The 1974-nt window shown below is 65.6% G+C and carries 2 protein-coding genes; one reads left to right on the top strand and one right to left on the bottom strand.

The genetic code is table 11. The annotated features are described in order from the left end of the window. Window positions 1-1378, bottom strand: a 1378-nt coding sequence (locus tag ACRDSQ_RS30435) for a S8 family peptidase (protein WP_431425854.1), incomplete at its 3' end; no start/stop codon positions are given. Between the two features lie 188 nt (window positions 1379-1566). On the opposite strand from ACRDSQ_RS30435, the gene ACRDSQ_RS30440 reads away from it, so the two are divergent. After that, window positions 1567-1887 (top strand): hypothetical protein, encoded by a 321-nt coding sequence (locus tag ACRDSQ_RS30440; RefSeq protein ID WP_431425856.1) that lies wholly within the window; start codon window positions 1567-1569, stop codon window positions 1885-1887. The last annotated feature ends 87 nt before the right edge of the window (window positions 1888-1974 follow it).

Genomic DNA, 1974 nt, shown 5'->3' on the forward strand with positions numbered 1-1974 from the left:
AGGAGCTGATCGACAGCCCGGCCGGGAGACCGGTGGCCGACCAGGTGTACGGCGAGGTGCCGCCGGACGCGGTGTTGGTCTTGTTGACCGCGGTGCCCACGGTGCCCGTCTGGTTGCCCGGGTTCGCGACGGTGACGCCGGTCGTGCCGCCGCCGTTCATGAACCCGGTGTACAGCAGGACGTTCGGCGAACCGGCGTTGATGCCGGTCAGCTTGCCGGTCGAGCCGTTGTCGACCAGCGCGTCACGGATCTGCTGCGGGGTGGACGAGGTGTTGAGGCCCAGGTACACCGCCGCCGCGCCCGCCACGGTCGGCGACGCCATCGACGTGCCGGTCATGGTCGCGCTGCCCGTGTTGCTGGAGTGCGAGGCCGACACGATGCTCGTGCCCGGCGCCCAGATGTCGAGGCAGGAGCCGTAGCTGCTGGGACCGGTGCCGTTGTAGCGCTGGTCCTGCTGGTTGCTGTTGCCGACCGTGATGGCCTCGGGGACGAGCTGCGGGCTGTAGTAGCAGGCGTCGTCGTCGGAGTTGCCCGCCGCCTGGATGAACTGCACGCCGCTGGCGATCAGCGACTTCACCGCGTTGTCCATCGTGGCGTTGGAGCAGCGCTGGCGACAGCCGATGCTGTAGTTGACGACCGCGGGCTTGACCGCGTTGTTCTTGACCCAGTTGATGCCGGCGATGATGTTGTCGTTGCTGCCCGAGCCCTGGCAGTCGAGGACGCGGACCGCGGAGATGGTCGCCTTCTTGGCGACGCCGTAGGTGGTGCCCGCCGCGGTGCCGGCGACGTGCGTGCCGTGGCCCTGGCAGTCACCCGGGGTCGAGTCGTTGTCGACGAAGTCGTAACCGGCGGCGACGCGGCCGGAGAAGTCGGTGTGGCTCGCGTTGATGCCGGTGTCGAGCACGTACACGCGAACGCCCTGACCAGGGTTGGTCGGGTAGGTGAAGGACTGGTCCAGCGGAAGGTCACGCTGGTCGATGCGGTCGTCGCCCCAGTTGGGCGGGTTGGGCTGGGTGTCGAGGGCGACCATGGACTGGGCCTGCTCGACGGACTCGACGTCGGCGTCGCGCGCGACGTTCTTGGCCTCCTCCTCGGTCATCGTGGCCGAGTAGCCGTTGATGATCTCGAGGTTGTGCCGGACGGTGCCGCCGTGCCTGCGGGCCTTGTCGGCCGACATCGTGCTCACCGCACTGCGGGCACTGTTCTTGAACTTGACGATGTAGCGGTCGGGGACGGCGCCGGGGGCGTCCGCGTTCAGGATGGTGACGTCAGCTTCGCTGGAGTAGGCAGGGACGGAGACCGCGGCGATGCCCGCGGCCGCGACTACGGCGAGCAAAGCTGCTCTGGACACCTTGCTTCGCATTCGGATGCGCGTCATTGATGCCGATTCCTTACTGTGCAGGGGTACGAGCAAGAAAGGCGCGGTCGGCTATCCCCGCGTCCACAATGGAGCTGCTCGCCCGTGCATAATGCCACTCAGGCAGCCTGTTGGAAAGACTCAAAATTGGCCGCGAACATAACTGTTAACCGTTAAATGGGAACATTCCCTTATGGCAACATGGAGTCATGACTGATGACGCTCCGGTGCTCAGGGCCCGGATGTACGGCGAGGACGATCTCAGTTCGCTGCCCGTCTTCGCGGGGGGATTCATCAACTTCGGATTCTGGCAAGACTTGGCGGCGGACCAGCCGATAACCGTCGAACAACGAGTCGAAAGCCAGTTCGCCCTGTATCGTCTGGTATTCGAGCGGCTGGGCGTCGGCGAACGCGACGCGGTGCTCGAAATCGGTTCAGGCACCGGCGTCGGCGCGGCCTGGGCGTTCACCGAATTCGGCCCGCGCGAACTGCACGGCGTGGACCTTAGGACTTGTCGTGAAATAACCTAGTTTTCGCCCTCGGGGTGTCTAGGGTCTGTGCTATGAGCCTGGTCATGGATTCCCTGTCTCGCCGCTACGACGCGGTCAGGTCGCATC

The sequence above is a fragment of the Actinokineospora sp. genome, from assembly GCF_050699995.1.
Classification (GTDB): Bacteria; Actinomycetota; Actinomycetes; order Mycobacteriales; family Pseudonocardiaceae; genus Actinokineospora.